The sequence below is a fragment of the Streptomyces sp. NPDC048248 genome (assembly GCF_043201875.1).
Lineage (GTDB): Bacteria > Actinomycetota > Actinomycetes > Streptomycetales > Streptomycetaceae > Streptomyces.
Window position 1 is genome coordinate 1 of sequence record NZ_JBICZL010000044.1, and the last position, 13,768, is coordinate 13,768.

General features: G+C 67.4%; 10 protein-coding genes and 4 pseudogenes. 2 read left to right on the forward strand and 12 right to left on the reverse strand.

Features of this window, described 5'->3' with window-relative positions; genetic code table 11:
* Window positions 1–100, forward strand: a pseudogene (locus ACGFZW_RS38700) (IS481 family transposase); the annotation flags it as partial.
* A 15-nt stretch (window positions 101–115) separates the two neighbouring features.
* On the opposite strand, the gene ACGFZW_RS38705 reads toward ACGFZW_RS38700, so the two are convergent.
* The 10 genes and pseudogenes from ACGFZW_RS38705 to ACGFZW_RS38750 form a co-directional block, all read right to left on the reverse strand.
* Entirely contained in the window at window positions 116–517 is a 402-nt protein-coding gene (locus tag ACGFZW_RS38705; RefSeq protein WP_393898034.1) for an SDR family oxidoreductase, read from the reverse strand.
* Window positions 518–759: 242 nt separating this feature from the next.
* Complete coding sequence (locus ACGFZW_RS38710) at window positions 760–1,671, reverse strand: urease accessory protein UreD (RefSeq protein ID WP_393898035.1); 912 nt, start codon at window positions 1,669–1,671, stop codon at window positions 760–762.
* Window positions 1,668–2,363 (reverse strand): urease accessory protein UreG, encoded by a 696-nt coding sequence (gene ureG / locus ACGFZW_RS38715; RefSeq protein WP_393898036.1) that lies wholly within the window; start codon window positions 2,361–2,363, stop codon window positions 1,668–1,670. The genes ACGFZW_RS38710 and ureG overlap by 4 nt, the downstream gene beginning before the upstream one ends.
* A gap of 27 nt (window positions 2,364–2,390) precedes the next feature.
* Window positions 2,391–3,065, reverse strand: a complete 675-nt coding sequence (locus tag ACGFZW_RS38720) for an urease accessory protein UreF (RefSeq protein ID WP_393898037.1) — start codon at window positions 3,063–3,065, stop codon at window positions 2,391–2,393.
* 99 nt (window positions 3,066–3,164) lie between these two features.
* Complete coding sequence (gene ureC / locus ACGFZW_RS38725) at window positions 3,165–5,246, reverse strand: urease subunit alpha (RefSeq protein ID WP_393898038.1); 2,082 nt, start codon at window positions 5,244–5,246, stop codon at window positions 3,165–3,167.
* A gap of 2 nt (window positions 5,247–5,248) precedes the next feature.
* Window positions 5,249–6,199, reverse strand: coding sequence for an urease subunit gamma (locus ACGFZW_RS38730; protein ID WP_393898039.1), 951 nt, complete (start codon window positions 6,197–6,199; stop codon window positions 5,249–5,251).
* 129 nt (window positions 6,200–6,328) lie between these two features.
* Window positions 6,329–6,937 carry a hypothetical protein gene (locus ACGFZW_RS38735; RefSeq protein WP_393898040.1) on the reverse strand — a complete coding sequence of 203 codons (609 nt, stop codon included), beginning with the start codon at window positions 6,935–6,937 and terminating at the stop codon, window positions 6,329–6,331.
* A 1-nt stretch (window position 6,938) separates the two neighbouring features.
* Window positions 6,939–7,142: a hypothetical protein gene (locus ACGFZW_RS38740; RefSeq protein ID WP_393898043.1), complete on the reverse strand. Its 204-nt coding sequence runs from the start codon at window positions 7,140–7,142 to the stop codon at window positions 6,939–6,941.
* 109 nt (window positions 7,143–7,251) lie between these two features.
* Window positions 7,252–7,425: pseudogene (locus ACGFZW_RS38745) on the reverse strand (PadR family transcriptional regulator); the annotation flags it as partial.
* A gap of 382 nt (window positions 7,426–7,807) precedes the next feature.
* A pseudogene (locus tag ACGFZW_RS38750) lies at window positions 7,808–8,005 on the reverse strand (rodlin); the annotation flags it as partial.
* Between the two features lie 320 nt (window positions 8,006–8,325).
* Here ACGFZW_RS38750 and ACGFZW_RS38755 point away from each other — a divergent pair.
* Window positions 8,326–9,317: pseudogene (locus ACGFZW_RS38755) on the forward strand (transposase).
* 632 nt (window positions 9,318–9,949) lie between these two features.
* On the opposite strand, the gene ACGFZW_RS38760 reads toward ACGFZW_RS38755, so the two are convergent.
* Both ACGFZW_RS38760 and ACGFZW_RS38765 read right to left on the reverse strand, forming a co-directional pair.
* A complete protein-coding gene (locus ACGFZW_RS38760; RefSeq protein WP_393898042.1) occupies window positions 9,950–11,932 on the reverse strand; it encodes an amino acid transporter in 1,983 nt (660 codons plus the stop codon).
* A gap of 316 nt (window positions 11,933–12,248) precedes the next feature.
* Window positions 12,249–13,418 (reverse strand): PP2C family protein-serine/threonine phosphatase, encoded by a 1,170-nt coding sequence (locus ACGFZW_RS38765; protein ID WP_393898041.1) that lies wholly within the window; start codon window positions 13,416–13,418, stop codon window positions 12,249–12,251.
* Window positions 13,419–13,768 lie beyond the last annotated feature (350 nt).

Below are 13,768 nucleotides of genomic sequence, written 5' to 3' on the forward strand. Positions count from 1 at the left end.
AGACTTCCTCCACACCTACAACCACCACCGAAGCCACACCGCACTCGGCGGCCAGCCACCCGTCAGCCGAGTTAACAACGCTCCAGGTCAATACAGCTAGGCCGTTTCGTTTGGATCAGTCGGCCGTTGGTCTGGGTGTGCCGTTAACAGATGCTGCACCGACCAGGCCGCCGTCGATGACGAGATCCTGACCGTTGACGTAGGACGCGTCGGCCGAGGCGAGGAAGGCCACAGCCGCGGCGACCTCTTCCGGGCGTCCGAAGCGGCCGGCGACGATCTGGTCGGTGACCGCCTTTGCCTCCGCTGTGGTCAGCGCGTCGGCCGGGTACATCGGGGTGTCGATACAGCCGGGGCTGACGGAGTTGACGCGGATACCGCGCGGGGCGAGTGCGGCGGCGAGGGTTCGAGCCAGGTTGTGCACGGCGGCTTTGGTCGCCGAGTAGAGGGTCAGGACGCTGTTGCGGAGGTTTGTTTCCGCAGAGATCGTGTCCCCCGCAGGTTGTGTCGCTTCGCGCATGGCCTGAGCCCCTGGCCCGCGTCCCACTGCGGAGGACCATCGTGTCCGATTCCGCGCGAGTGGTGTGGAGGAGGTCACGTCCCGTGGCCTCGGCGGCTACGGAGCATTCTACGGCTGGGAGGCGTCGAGAGTGATGATCTCGGCGCTGTCTGTCGACACAACCATGCGTTGGTTTCTGGCCCCGCCACGCTTTTCACGGGGCGGGACTACTCCTCGACCTGCGAGTCGCTCTCTGGTCCGGTCTACATGTTCCGAATGTGCTCGAGTGCTGCGTCCAGGAACTCGCCGACGTCGTGGAGGCCGCGGCCGACGGCGGTGGCCAGGTATGCGGGGTGCCGGGCGAGTGGGGTGAGAACGGCGTGGCCCCTGCCGGGATCGTCGCCGAAGAGGACCGGTGGGTGGTCGGTGCCCAAACAGGGGTCCACGACGAGGAGTTGACCAGTGGCGCGGTATCCGCCCAGTACGGCGGGGCCGTTCCATGTCGGTGCCGTCCCGCCGTAGGAGGCGTGTTGGTCGATGACGGGGCGGCCGCCCCGATGCACGGTCAGGCGGGTGGTGAGGTGGCCGGGCGGCTCGGGGATGCGGCCGAGAAGTTGCTCTTCGCGCACGATGACGGCGGCGGTCAGTGCGAGGTCGACCGTGCAGGTCTGATGGAGGGTGCTGCCCTGGGTACTGATCAGGGGTTTCGGTAGCCACGTCAGCATGGCGTGGTCGGCGACGGCGAGACGGACATCGTAGGTCGCGGGCGCGGCGGTGGCACCGGGCAGCGCGATGGTGGCGGCCGGCGTGGTCACCTCCAGCTTGGCATGTTCCTCGACGGTGATGTCGAGTGCGAGTCGGTCTCCGCCGAGGGGTGCGCACATGGAGCTGAGCACGCTGACCCGGGCCCACTCGCCGTGCGATCGTTTCTGGTTCAGGTGGAAGGGGCCGCTGTTGCGCCGGACGGGAACGGTGGTGGCGGAGCCGTCGTATGTCGCCCTGATGAAGGCGGTGGCCTGGACTCCGGAGAGTTCGGGGTCCGTTGCGTGCACCCACTCGACGGCGGGTTCCTCGTTTGTCCGCCCGCTGTCCGTCTCGCTTCCGTCGGCGACCGGCGCCGGCGTGAGGTGTTCCGCCGTGGGTGTCGAGCGCGTACGTGGTGCAGCGGCTGTCATACGGCGACCTCGGCACGCCAGGCGGACAGGCATCCGTTGACCCACTCGGCAACCGGCTGGATGCCGTCGTCCGAGGCCAGGCTGGTGAAGACGACGGGGAGGTTGCCGCGCTGCTTCTCCGCGTCGGCGGCCATGGTGCCCAGGTCCGCGCCGACGTACGGGGCGAGGTCGGTCTTGTTGACGACGAGGAGGTCCGCGGTGGTGATGCCGGGGCCGCCCTTGCGGGGGATGTCATCACCGCTGGAGACGTCGATGACGAAGACCTGGTGGTCGACAAGCCCCTTGGAGAAGGTGGCGGTGAGGTTGTCACCACCGGACTCGATCAGGATCAGATCCAGGGAGGGCAGGGTCTCCTCCAGCTGTTCGACGGCTTCGAGGTTGGCGGAGATGTCGTCGCGGATCGCGGTGTGCGGGCAGGCGCCGGTCTCGACGGCGCTGATGCGCTCGGGCGGCAGTACGGCTTCGCGGAGAAGGAACTCGGCGTCCTCGCGGGTGTAGATGTCGTTGGTGACGACCGCGATGGACAGCCGTTCGCGCAGGGCCCGGCACAGTGCGGCGACGGTGGCGGTCTTGCCGGACCCGACGGGCCCGCCGAGGCCGATACGCACGGCGCGGCGGCTGCCGTCGGGGAGCAGTGCTTCGGCGCTGGGGGTGTGGTGGTGCGGCCGGGTCGTGTCGTGGTCGAGGTGCATGGCGTTCTCCGAACGGGGTGGGGGAGGTCAGGAGGCGAAGAGCCGCATGGACCAGGCGGCGTGCTGTTCGCCGGTGATGTCAAGCAGCGGTGAGGACGCGGCGGGCAGGACCCCGATGCCTTCTGCGTCGATCCGTGCTGCCGCGTCGGCGGCGGTGTGGGCGACGTCGTCGAGTTCGCCGGCGAGTCGGGCGAGCAAGGCGGTCGCGTCGAACGGGTTGAGGCTCAGCAGACGCACTGCCGCCGTTGCCGGTCCGCCGATGCTCTCGTAGGCGGCGCACTGGGCGGCATCCAGCGGGGTCAGGCCGGCGGCGCGGGCGGTGACGCCCAGGACCACGGGCTGGTGGGCGCCCTGCGGCAGGCGGTGGGCGATCTGGTCGAGCTCGGGGCAGGGCCAGGCGGCCCGGGCGGCCCGCAGCATCTGCCGGCCGAGTTTGCGGGCGACCTGCCGCAGCGCAGGGACGGGGGTGCGTGCGTCGGCGGCCTCGTCCAGCGCCATCGGGTCGTATCCGCTGGCGGCCGCGGCGGCGAGGCCGGCCGCGGTCAGCCCGGCGGTATGCAGGCGGCCCCGGCAGAACGCCTCCAGGCTCGCGGCGTCGTGGACGCCGCGCGAGGCGACCGCGGCCTCCACCCCGCCGGAGTGGGCGTGCCCACCGGCAGGGAAACGGCCGTCGGCCAGGACGAGCAGGGCGGCATGGCTCATGGGAGCGGTGGCCTGCCTTTCGCAGGTACGGAGGTCAGGTGGACGGACTTCCCGAGCGGCCCGCACGGCGGCGGTGGGCCGCCGGGCCGGCCGCCGCGCTCAGAAGAGGAAGTACTTCTGTGCCATCGGCAGTTCGGTCTCGTAGAGGCCATTGCCCTGGGGCGGGCTCGTGGCTGGCGCCGCGGCCGGGGTCGGGTAGTTTTCCGCGTCGAACATCAGGTCGCCTTCTACCTCAGCGACGGCATCCTTGGTCGTCCCCCTGTATGCGCCCGGCGCGTTGGGCGGGACCTCGCCTGCCTTCGTTCCGGATGGGCGCGAGTTCGTTCCCCTGCCTTCACCGATGGTGATCTGGAACTTGGAGGGGTCGATCGTGATCTCCGGCGACACATCGTTGTGCACCATGTGCCGCTTGGTCTTGTCGCGCGTGGACGTGATCACCTTCACCTCCTTGGTCAGCGCGTAATCCTTCTTGATGTCGTTGGCCTTTTCCACGACGAAATTGAAGGAGTTGCCTCCCGGAGCCGTGCCACACGCTCCCCACACGGGTCGGGGCAGGTACGGCTGCGGCGTCGGGATCGACGCGTTGGCGTCCCCGAGCTGCGCGTAGGCGATCTGCCCGCCCTTGATGATCATGTGTGGCTTCACGCCGAAGAACTTCGGCTCCCACAGGACCAGATCCGCGACCTTGAGCTCGCCGGTGCGCGGAACCTCGACCGAGCCGACATACTTGTCGATGCCATGGGCGATGGCCGGGTTGATCGTGTACTTGGCGATGTAACGCTTGACGCGGTAGTTGTCGTTGCCGTGGGTAGCGTCTTCCGGCAGGTGTCCGTGGCGCTTCTTCATGACGTGTGCGGTCTGCCAGGTCCGCGTGACCATCTCGCCGATACGCCCCATGGCCTGCGAGTCGGAAGACATCATCGAGATGGCACCCATGTCGTGCAGCAGGTCCTCAGCGGCCATGGTGGAGGGCCGGATACGCGAGTCCGCGTACGCTTCGTCCGCCTCGACCTTGAGGTTGAGGTGATGGCAGATGACCATCATGTACATGTGCTCAGCGACCGTGTTGACCGTCAGGGGCCGGGTCGGGTTGGTCGAGGCGGGCAGCACATTCGTGTACTCCCTGACCACACCCGTTCTCGGGTCCGTTTCCTTCCCGGCCAGCTTCATGATGTCCGGTGCGTGGCCGCCGCCGGCGCCTTCGACATGGAAGACGTGAATGCTCCGGGGCTTGCCGTTGCTGTCCTTGGTCGCCTCAAAGGTGTCCTCGACGAATCCGGACTCGTTCATCGAGTCCGCATGCAGGGCGACTTGGGCATCGTGGGTGTCACAGACATCCAGCGCCGTCCTGATGGCGGCAGGAGTGGCTCCCCAGTCCTCGTGGACCTTGATGCCGATGGCGCCGGCCTCGATCTGAGCTTCCAGCGCCTTGTGGTTGATCGTGCCGCCCTTGGCGAACAGGCCGATGTTGACCGGATAGGCGTCCAGCGCCTTGAAGGTCTGCTCCAGGTGCCACCAGCCCGGTGTCATCGTGGTGGCCCTGCTGCCGTCCGCGGGGCCGGTGCCGCCGCCGATGAGCGTGGTCACGCCCGACGCGAGTGCCTCGTGGATCTGTCCGGGACCCAGGAAATGCACATGCGTGTCGATGCCGCCCGCGGTGAGGATCTTCCCGTTTCCGGAGATCGCCTCGGTGTCCGGCCCCACCACGAAGTTCGAGCCGTACGACTTGGTCGAGGTCTGGGGCTTCGGTGTCATCGTTTCCGGGTTGTAAGCCTGTCCGATGGCCTTGATCACCCCGCCTCGCAGGCCGACGTCGGCCTTCACCACGCCCCAGTGGTCAATGATCAACGCACCGGTGATCACCGTGTCCACGGGTTCTTCGCCCGGCTGGGTGTCGGGGTCATTGTCCCGCGCACGGTGAGACATGCCCATCGACTCGCGCATGACCTTGCCGCCGCCGAACAGCATCTCGTCGCCGCTGCGCCCCGGCCCGCCGCACCAGTCTTCCTCGATCTCGACGATGAGGTCCGTGTCGGCAAGGCGGATCTTGTCACCGGTCGTCGGGCCGTAGAGCGTGGCGTAGTCCTCCCGCTTCAGCGGGACCGGAGGGCGAACGGTGAAACTGGGATCCGGCGGTTGCGAAGCGACGACGGAGGCTTGCTGGTTGGGGGGAGTACCCATCATCACACCGTCCCATTCGATGAGGCCGGGGCCGTCCCGCCGGAGGAGGCAGGGGCCGTTCCGCTCGATGAGGCCGGGGCTGTCCAGTTCGGAGCGGTCTTGCCGGCCTTGAGGCCCTTCACCTGTCCCAGCCCCCGGATGGGCACCACCCATACCGCACGCTTGACACCGGGCTCAAACCGCTCCGACGTGCCGGCTGCGATATGCAGCCGCTTCCCCGTCACGACAGCCGGCGTGGAGGACGCCTGGCCATTCACCTCCGTGTAGAAGCGGAGCTGCGGGTTGACGTCTTCCAAGTGGAAGTGGGAACCGACCTGGATCGGGCGGTCCGCGGTGTTCCTCGCCCACAGCTTGTCCCCGCCCGGGAAGTTGCCGCTCGGGTCCAGGTTGTACGACACCCGATTCGGGCTGTAGGGCGGCTGGTTCGGATCGTCGTCGTCCTTGAGGAGTTCGTACTGGCCCGGGTACACCGGTGCCTTGTCTTCTCCGAACGGCTGCGGGATGGTCACCAGCTTGGTGCCGTCCTTGAACGTCGCCTCGATCTGCACATCGGCGATCATTTCCCTCACGCCCGGCATGAGGTTGATGGTCGGTCTTGGAGGTGGGGGCACCGGGAGCACAGGGGGCGCCGTGGTCGGCGAACCCAGCGTCTTCTGCGTGGCCGGCTTGGTCGTCGTCCCCGGAATGCTCGTCGTCTTCGGCAGGGAGAGGGGGGTCCTGAGGTCCGTGTGGCGCTGTTCGATCTCCTCCGCCACATCGCTCAAACTGGTATCCATGAGCTCAGCGACCGTCTTGGTGCCGTGGCGCGCCTCCTCCAGGACGTAGGCGGAGAACAGCGCCATGACCTCCGGGTAATTCAGCTCCAGAGTGGGCTCCCGAATGAGGCGTCGCTCGACCAGATCGGCCGCGAGACGGATCATGAGACGCTCCTGCTCATGCGGCGTCAGATGCATACGGTGCCTCCTTCCTGTGGTTCGGCGTGACGTGTGTGTACGAACGCATGCGAGGGGACTGCTGCAGACACCGCGCAGTGGATCAACGACCGTGGCAGGAAAGGAAACGGAGGCAACCATTCGACCCGCCTATCGAGTGAGCAAAGATCGATGAAGCGAATCGGTGCCGTCACTCATAAGGGCACGTGCAGTGCCCCTCACAGCCTCAACGTGTCGGTACATGAGACCCGGCAGACGGGTGCGGGCGGAGGCCACGTACGGAGCTCCCACCCGTGGGCTGGGAGGCAGGGCTCGGACATTCGACGGGGTGGCGAGGACTTCACGCAGCCGCTCGATCTCCATCCGCTCCGCGGCGATCTGTGGCAGCGCCCGCCGCTTGAAGTCGGTGAGCTCGCCGATCTCCACGTCGCGTACGGCGAGGCGCTTCCTGAACTCGGCGACCTGCTCTTTGAGGCGTTCGATCTGCGCGGCCCGCGGGTCTGGAACGACTCCCTGCTCCCGGAGCTCGGCAAGCCGGCGCTCGAATTCCTCAGCCAGGTGCTGGTAGGGACCCGGCCGTGGCGAGCCGTCGCGGTTCTTCTTGGGATAGAAGCCCGTCCGGGCGACCCCTGCTTGGGCCGCGAGCGTCTTGATGTCGCACTTGCTGCCCGCGGGAACCTCGCCGGCCAGGAGCCGGCCCATCACCTGACGGATCGCTGCCTCATTGTCGCGGCGGACTTCGTCGCTGATGCGCGCCACGTCATGCCCCCGTTCCGGTGAGGGCGTCGATCTCAGCCAGCACCCGTTCATCGCGGGCAAGTTCGGTACTCAGCCGGGCCTTCTCCGTCCGCTGCGCGCGTCCGATGGTGGCGATGAAGACCTTCTTGCTTTCGGCGCTGGCCGCCCACACCGGGCGGTGCCCGGCATGGTGGGTGGCCTGGGGGCACCGCGCTGAATCGCACATGCCGATCAAGGGTTCTGTCGCCCTGCGGGCGTGGGCCCCTGCGAGCTTGAGGCACAGCGCCTTGGACGGATCGAGGAACCAGCAGTAGTTCGCCCACGTCGACCAAGCCGCGCTTTTCCATCCTCAGAAGCAGCGCGTAGACGGTGCCTTCGGCGATTTCGGAGAAACCCTGCTCCCGCAGCCGTGCAGTGATCTCGTATCCGTACGCAGGCCGGCCGGACAGGGACGCGAGGATGAGGCCATCCAGGGTCCCCTTGAGCATCTCCGTCAGCAGCTTGGCCATGGGGCACCTCCTTCCCGATGTATTCGGTGTCGCTGAGTACTGGTACGCAGTAACACTGACTACCGGTACTTCGCAAGAAGTGCTAGCGAGCTGGCTGGACAGCTCGCACTCCCCCTGACCGGTCGGCCGCCCCTGCGAGCTCAGCGGGCCCAGGGCTAGCGTCTGGATGTCCGGCCGCCAGCCTTAGCTTGTCGTTTAACGTCCGCCCTCGAACCGCACTTCGGACATGAGGTGGGCTTCGCAGTTCACCGGCCGTACGGGTAGGGCGCCCGCATCCGGCGAAGGCCTTTCAGGCCTCTTGGCCGGCCGGTCATGCGACGCTGTGTCCGGGCAGCGCGAGGCCCCGTCATCGCGAAGAGGACGGGGCCGTGGTGGGGTGGCATCAGCCGTTGTGTTCACCGTTGCCGGAGAGTACGGGAATGTCGTCCAGGATTTGCGGCAGCGGTTCGTCGGCAGCGTCGTTGCTGGTGCACTGCTGGTTCTGGGGCGCGGAGAGAATTGGGATGTCCTGAACAGCGATGGGGACGAGGCCCACGAGCGACCCCACATTTGCCTTGGCGGGCAGTCGGACGCATGGCTGACCTGCTGGGTCGGCCGCGCTTGCGGGGGTGGTGGCCACGGCGCCGAGGGCGGCGGCGGCGAGGACAGCGGTAGTCGTCTTCCTCAAGAATGTCTGCATGGTCTGATCAACTTCCGTCCAGCGATTCCGGTTACGCCCTCAAGATTTCTGCGCTGCACAGCTGGCGACGCTGACCGTCGATGAGCTTGCCGTTAGTCGTCCCGCGTCGAACGCGGCTCGTACTTGATCAGTGTTTTCGCAGTTCAGCGGACGTGAAGGCGGCCTTCGCCAGATCCTGTGCTCCGTCACAGAGGCACGGGACCAACGCGAAGGCCGTAGTCATGAGTTTGGTGGACCAGGGTGTCCTGCGGGATGCGTTCGCGGAAGTGTCACGCTTCCGGTCGGAGTTGTACGCGTGCCTGACCACACGGGGTGACGCCCTGTTCGAGCTGACCGACGCACTGCTGTGCACGGATGGACCGGTGCGGACGCTGGCCGAGCTCGCCCTCGCACCCGAACACCGCCGTGGTCATGGAGCCCTCTACGGCGGGCTCAACCAGGGGCGGATCGATGTCGCCCGGCTGCGACGGGCCCTGGCCGGGTTGCCGCTGCCCAGGACGGCGGACGGCCGGATCGTCCTGGCCGTCGATGTCTCGCCGTGGCTGCGGCCGGACGCCAGCACCTGCCCGGACCGCTCGTTTTGCCACACGTTCGGCCGGGGTGAGGGCAAGCACCCAGATGGTGCCGGGCTGGCCGTACTCGGTGTGGCTGCCCTGGAGACCGGCGGTACGTCATGGCCGCGGTGCTGGGCGCGGTCCGGCTGGAGCCCGGGGCGGACGTCGCCGCGGTGACCGCCGTCCAACTCCGTGAGCTCGTCGAGCGACTGATCGCCGCTGGCCAGTGGCAGCAAGGCGATCCCGAGGTCCTGGTGGTGCTGGACGCCGGATACGACGAGCCCCGCATCGCCCACCTACTCACGGACCTCCCGGTGCAGATTCTGAGCCGACTGCGCTCGGACCGCGTCATGCGACGACCTACACCGCCGCGGGTCTACGACCCGAAGGGCGGCCGGCCGCCGAAGCACGGCGGTGAGTTCGTCTTCGGCGACGCCGCCACCTGGGGCGCCGAGCAGGCCGTGACCGTCACCGACACACGCCTCTACGGAAAGGCGACCGCACAGGCATGGGACCGGCTGCACCCGAGGCTGACGCGCCTGGCTGGAGCACGACGGACCACTGCCCATCATCGAGGGCACCGTCATCCGCCTGGTCGTCGAGAAACTGCCCAGTGGCGGGGTCAACAAGCCGGTCTGGCTCTGGTGGTCCAGCATTGACGCAACCGCCGCCGACGTGGACCGCTGCTGGCAGTCCTTCCTCCGCCGGTTCGACCTTGAACACACATTTCGCCTGTTCAAGCAGACCCTTGGCTGGACGAAGCCCCGGCTTCGCAGCTCGGAGGCAGCCGACCGGTGGACCTGGCTGATCATCGCCGCCCACACCCAGCTCCGCCTCGCCCGCCCACTGGCCACCGACCTCCGACGCCCCTGGGAGAAGCCAGCCACCTCGAACAGACTCACCCCAGCCCGGGTCCGACGAGGGTTCAGAAACCTGTGGGCAAAAGCCCCCTCGCCAGCACGTGCTCCAAAACCTTCCCGGCCAGGGCCCGGACGGCCGCTCGGCTCGAAGATCCACCACCCAGCCACCCGTCACGACGTGGGACGAGTCCTCACTACCGGTGAGCGATACAGCCGACCCGCCCACCACAAGAAAGGGAAGAAGCCCCGCCGCACCGCATAAACGACGAGCTTATGCCCTGAGTGGGCAGCTAACCGGCGAACAGCCGTGCGTTCCAGTTGCCCAGACGCGGTCAGCCGCCCGCTGGCGGCTGGCTCGGTGCGTCGGTGTAGAGCTCGAGGGTGACCCCGTAGAGGTGAGACGACCAGCCCTCCATGAGTAGGCGCGTGGCTCAGCCGCCGACGTGGATGCCGGGGCGGCGGTCGGGGTCGGGTTCGTGGCTGCGGATGATTTCGCGGGTCACCGGAGCGGTGTCTCCGCGGCCGAGCAGGAAGTAGCGGAACATGTGCATCAGGGGACTTCCTTCTGCCCAGGCGAAGTAACAGTGCGGCTTTACTCCGGTGGTGTTCCGCAGGGCGAGCAGGATCGTCGCGATGGCGTTCGGGGCGGCGGGGGCTTCCGCGCGCAGGATCCGGTAGCCGTCGACTTCGACGCCGCGCAGGGTGAGCGTTTCGCTGAAGTCGGAGGGGTCGACGACGTCGATCTCCAGGAACAGGACATCGGCGGGACCGGGTACCGGATTGGTGCCGCGCTGCTCGCGCTCCTTGTCACTGTACTCCGCCAGGTCGCCGGCCTGACGGCGGTTGGCGATGATGTTGATGGACTTGTCGTGGGCGAGGGTGTCGGTGATGAACCGGCGGGCGGCCGGGTCGAACTCGATGCGGTCGGCGCGCAGTTCGGTGGTGCGCGAGACCCGGGAGATCAGTGACACGGCGATGATGCCGACGATGAAGACGCCCGAGATGGCAATGCCGTCGGGCTTGTCGACGATATTGGCGACCAGGGCGTAGAGCAGTACCGCGGTGAGCGCGGCGAAGCCTGCGGTGGTGGCCCGCTGCCGGTGGCGCAGGGCCGAGACCGTGACGGCGAATGCGCCGGAGACCATCATGGCCAGGATGCCGGTGGCGTAGGCGCCGGCCTGGGCGTCGACGTCGGCATCGAAGGCGATGGTGATGGCGATGCACAAGGCGGTGTAGACCAGAACGACCGGGCGTACCGCGCGGCCCCATTCCGGGGCCATGCCGTAGTCGGGGAGGTAGCGCGGAACGATGTTGACCAGTCCCGCCATCGCGGATGCGCCCGCGAACCACAGGATCAAAATGGTGCTGATGTCGTAGACGGTGCCGAACGCTTCACCGACGTGTTCGTGGGCCAGGAAGGCCAGGGCGCGGCCGTTGGCTGCGCCGCCTGCCTCGAAGTCCTTGTGAGGGATGAGGACGGTGGTGACGAAGCTCGCGGAGAGCAGGTAGACGCTCATGACGAGCGCGGCGGTGGTCAGCAGTCTGCGGGTGTTGCGAATGCGCGAACGCAGCCTCTCCTCATCGTCCTGCCCCTTGGCGGCGACGAGCGGCATCATGCTCACCCCCGTCTCGAATCCCGACAAGCCCAGGACCAGCAGCGGGAAGGCCAACAGCGCCGGCCCCATCAGGTCGCCGAACCCTCCTCCCCCCTCGACGAGGGCGTCCGTCCATGCCGACCACGCTCCGGGCGTGGTGAAGACGTGCACCAAACCGATGGCGATGACCACCGCGTTGAGGACCAGGAAGATCGCGACGAGCGGGATCGCGACGCTGACCGCTTCACTGAACCCGAGGAGAAACACCCCTCCGAGCACAACCAGCAACGCGACAGTGAGGGCGACCTCGTGACCGTGCAGTGCCTGGGGGAAGAAAGGGTTCTCCACCACGTGCACGGAGGCGTCCGCCGTCGACAGGGTGATCGTGATGATCCATGACGTGGCGACGAAGCCGAGGAGAATCAGCACGAACAGCTTGCCCCACCAAAACGGCAGCAGATCCTCGAGCATCGCCACGGACCCGGCCCCGCGCGGGCTCTCCTTGGTCACCCGCCGGTACATCGGCAGCATGCCGAACAGGGTCAGCGCCACGATCAGCAGTGTCGCCAAGGGAGAGACCGCCCCGGCGGCGAGAGCGGCGATGGCCGGTACGTAGGCCAGGCTGGAGAAGTAGTCGACTCCGGTCAGGCACATCACCTTCCACCAGGGGTGCGACTCCGAATGCGCCTCACCGGCCGCCGGCCCGATGGGCTGCACCTGGTGACGCAGCAACCACCTCGCCAGGCCCCCGGTTGGCTGCTTCCGCAACGCCGGACTGTCCACCACTTCCGGCACGGCCAGTTCGTTCGCGTCTTCCATGTCCCCCATCAACCTTTCCTCGCTCCAGCAGACAGAGCCCTGCCGTCACCGCATCCGCGGCACCACAAACGCTCACCGAGTATGCGACCCAGGCAGTCCCCCTATAGCCGAGGGGTCGGTGTACGACACCATCGAGCACGCGGGCCTAGTCGCTGGCGGGAATCCTGCCCACCCCAGCCGTCGTGCGCCCAGGCGACGACCAGGCGAGAGGGCCACGCGGGCTGGTAGTTCACGGTCGTGAGAACCAGCCTTCGAAGTTTGATCGGGCGTTCCGCTGCTGCGTCAGGGGTCGGCTTTCAGGCGTTTGCGCGGCAGCTCATGGGGGGCCGTGCCAGTCCAGGCATAGGACGGTCGCGTCGTCTCTCGGCGGCTGGCCATTGTGAGCGTCGGTGACCGCGGCGACCAGAGTGCGCACGACCTCGCGTGGGTGCTCGGAGGCGGTAGCAAGGATGAGGTCGTGCAGGTCGACTGTTTCCGCTTCGCGTTCTTGCATGCCGTCGGTGTACAGAATGAGGCGGTCACCGGGGCGCAGATCGAGGTCCTGCACCTGGTAGTGACCCTGCTGGAGGACGCCGAAGGGCAGGTTCACGACCAGGTGCAGCTCGCTGACCATGCCGTCGCGCAGCCGTAGCGGCCAGGGGTGGCCGGCGTTGACGAGCTGGGCGCTGGTCCCGTCCAGGGCGATGCGCAGCAGCTGGCCGGTGGCGAAGGTCCGTCGCCCGTGCTCGAGGAGGGCCTGGTGGGTTTGGCGTGCCTGTTCGGCAAGGTCCGTTCCGGCGCGGCGGGCGCCGCGGGAGGCGTTGACCAGGAGGGTGGCCATAAGCGAGGCATCGACGTCGTGGCCCATGGCATCGGTGACAGACAGGTGCAGGGTGCCGTCGTCGAGGCTGTAGTCGTAGGTGTCACCGGCAATGTCGGAGGCCGGGACCAGGGCGCCGGCGAGGGTGAACTCGGCGGCTTCGCAAGAAGGGGCCGAGGGCAGGAGCTGACGCTGTATTTCCGCGGCCAGGCTGACCGAGGTGGTGCGGTTGCCCCAGTGGTAGAGATCGGTGAAGCGGCGGTCGGTGACAATGATGTACGCCAGCGCGTGCGCAGCCTCTTCGACCTGCTCCAGCACGTCCTGTGTGACCTGGGTGAGGAACAGCTCCAGGACCCCGATGGTGTCGCCGCGGTTGGTGACAGGGGCGAGGACCCGCTGACCCTGTTCGCTCTGCGGTGTCTGCACCAGCTTCTGGGTGCGCAGGACCTCGTCGTAGACGCTGCTGCCGGCGAGGGGAACGTGTTCGGGGCGGTGCTCCTGTGGCGTAGCCTCCGTGTCGTTGACCCGTAGCAGGCGTCGGCCTACGACGTCGACGAACAGGAACGACACGTATCGCGCACTGAACCGGTCACGCAAATTGCGCGCCACGACATCGAGGGAGTCCACCGGCGCGGCATCCTCCGCCGCCGCCAGTACCTCGGCCAGTCCGAATCGATCACGCGCCACATCAGCCTCCCTGAGTTACGGCGGTTACGGACCTTAGCCCGCCGACATGGCAGTACGTGGCTCGGTGAGAGCGACGGCACACACTCAAAATTCGCTGTCAAAGGGCACCGGTGCGCGGTATGTCAGACCCCCGGTCCCAATCCTCGCATCGTCGCTGTGTAACGCGTCTGCCTACGCAAACATGCTTAGAAGCCGTTTCTTATGGCTCGTTGGCTCGTTGAGCGGTGCATGACCGATCTGGTTGAGCGGTTGGTGCCGGATGAGTTGTGGGTGTTGTTTCGTCGGGTGGTTCCGCCGACGGTGGTGATACGTCCGCAGGGTGGTGGCCGGGCTCGGGCGGGTGATCGTGA